General features: G+C 65.2%; 2 protein-coding genes and 1 pseudogene. 2 read left to right on the top strand and 1 reads right to left on the bottom strand.

Annotated features, from left to right (window positions below):
- Positions 1–416, bottom strand: a pseudogene (locus LCF60_RS24510) (tRNA (N6-isopentenyl adenosine(37)-C2)-methylthiotransferase MiaB); the annotation flags it as partial.
- A 114-nt stretch (positions 417–530) separates the two neighbouring features.
- On the opposite strand from LCF60_RS24510, the gene LCF60_RS24505 reads away from it, so the two are divergent.
- A complete protein-coding gene (locus LCF60_RS24505; protein WP_292295131.1) occupies positions 531–1,403 on the top strand; it encodes a glycosyltransferase family 2 protein in 873 nt (290 codons plus the stop codon).
- 250 nt (positions 1,404–1,653) lie between these two features.
- Positions 1,654–2,526, top strand: an 873-nt coding sequence (locus tag LCF60_RS24500) for a nidogen-like domain-containing protein (protein ID WP_292295130.1), incomplete at its 3' end; no start/stop codon positions are given.

Raw genomic sequence — 2,526 nt, 5'->3', positions numbered from 1 at the left:
AGCGTGTCGAATTTGTCATCGACCGGAAAATCGGTGTCGAGCGCCTTTTTCCCGTCGCGCACCCGCGCCTCCATTTCGGGCAGGCGGTGATAGCTCTGCGGCCCCACCACCAGATCGACCAGCGGCTGGCGGCGCATGATCTCCTCGCCCTCGGCCTGCGCCACGCAGCCCGCCACGCCGATCTTGAGATCGGGCTTGTCGGCCTTGAGCGACCGCAACCGCCCCAATTCGGAATAGACCTTCTCGGCGGCCTTCTCGCGGATGTGGCAGGTGTTGAGCAGGATCATGTCGGCCTCGGCCGCATCCTCGGTCTCGACATAGCCCGCTCCCCCCATGGCCTCGGCCATGCGTTCGCTGTCATAGACGTTCATCTGACAGCCATAGGTGCGGATATAGAGCTTTCTGGGATCGGCCATGCGCCCGGCTCCTGCCTGAGAATTCACGTCCGGCTCCTACATCAGGGCAGGCCCCTCTTGCAATGCCCGCCGGTTTTGCCGATTCTGCCGTCAAACGGGCAGGAAAGAAACATCATGGCTCCCACGCTCAAGGATTTCCTGGCCGCGCCGGGCACGGCGCTCTCGAAAGGGCCGCTCGCGATGGTCTTCGCCGAGGACGAGACCGAGATCGACTCGACCCTGCGCCACCATCTCGACCTCGGGTTCCGCTCGGTGCTGTTCTTCGCCCCCGACAGCTTCGCCGCCGCGCCGGATGTGATGGGCGAGCCGACCGTCCACCGCATCCGCTTCGACGCGCCCACCGGCGACGATCCGGTCGCCGCCGTCAATGCCGTGGCCGCCGCAGCACCGGGGCTGTGGATGTATTACTGCTACAACGCCGAATACCTGTTCTACCCGTTCTGCGAGACCCGCAGCATCGGCGAACTGCTCGCCTTCCACACCGAGGAACGCCGCGACGCGATGCTGGCCTACGTGATCGACCTCTACGCCCCCGATCTCGGCCGCCACCCCGATGCCGTCTCGCTCGAGGACGCGCAGCTCGACCGCTCGGGCTATTACGCGCTCGGTCGCCCCGACCCCGACAATGCCGGCCACCCCAGAGAGCGCCAGCTCGATTTCTTCGGCGGGCTGCGCTGGCGTTTCGAGGAACACGTGCCCGCCGCCCGCCGCAAGATCGACCGCGTCGCGCTCTTTCGCGCGCGGCCGGGCATCACGCTGCGCGCCGATCACACCTTTTCGGACGAGGAGTACAACACCTATGCCTGCCCCTGGCACAACAACCTGACCGCCGCCATCGCGTCGTTCCGCACCGCCAAGGCGCTCAAGCGCAACCCCGGCTCGACCTTCGACATCCCCACCTTCACCTGGCACAATTCCGTGCCCTTCGAATGGCACTCGCGGCAATTGCTCGACCTTGGCCTGATGGAGCCGGGGCAGTGGTTCTGACCGGGAAACAGACCTGCACTGCACAAAAGGATTGCGCATCAAGAAGACTCACGGCATATTGAATATGTTTTACTGGTCAGGAAAAGGCGCATAAAAACAACATGTTTTGCACTCCGCGCGATCATGCGTGCGGGCACCGAGGCTTGTTGTTGCCGAAGGACCGGGATTGTCGGGTTGGCCGGGCGGCAGCGCGCCCGGCGACGGTCCGGGCGCAATTTCACGTCCGGACGAATTTTGAAGGAGTTACCAGATGGCTGCACCGTCCCTCATCCGCACCCTCGGCGGCGACGCCGGGTTCGGCGAAGAAATCCTGGCGCGCAACGACGACGGCTCGACGCAGGAGATCGCCCTTGCCGACGTGTTCCCGAACGGCCTGAACTTCTTCGGGGAGGTCTACAACTCGCTGTGGGTCAACAACAACGGCTCGGTGACCTTCGACGGTAGTCTGGCCACTTTCACCCCGCAGACCATCACCGACGGCACCACGCCGGGCATCTTTCCCTACTGGGGCGACGTCGACACGCGCAACGGCGATGACCTGAACGTGTCTCCCGGGGGCAACTCGCAGGGGACCAACCTCGTCCACTACGATCTCGACGCGGACAACGGGCGGTTCACCGTCACCTGGGACGACGTGGGCTTCTTCTCGCGCGACAATTCGCTCGTGAACGCCTTCCAGCTGGTCCTGACCGACACCTCCGACGATCCCGGCCGGGCGACCGGCGATTTCGACATCGAGTTCCGCTACGAGGAAATCGACTGGACGGCCGGCAATATTACGGGAAGCGGCGGGCTCGGCGGCGTGACCGCACGGGCGGGGTATTCCGCCGGCAACGACGAGGGCACCTTCTTCGAACTGCCCCAGTCGGGGATCGAGGACGCGATGCGCGCCCTCGAAACCACGCCCGGCAACACCGGGCAGGATGGCATCTGGCGGTTCCAGGTGCGCAACGGTGACGTCCCGCAGACCATCTCGATCGCCTCCGCCGGCGCCGTCGTCGAGGGCGATACCGGCACCACGCCGATGGAATTCCTGGTGCAGCGCGACGGCGACGTCACCGGCGAACTGACGGTCGACTGGACCGCCGTGGGCTTCTTCGAGAACCCCGCCGACAGCGCGGAT

This window comes from Marivita sp., assembly GCF_020055635.1.
Classification (GTDB): domain Bacteria; phylum Pseudomonadota; class Alphaproteobacteria; order Rhodobacterales; family Rhodobacteraceae; genus Marivita.
The sequence above is the reverse complement of the archived record's forward strand: the minus strand, read 5'-3'. Positions and strand labels throughout refer to the sequence as shown.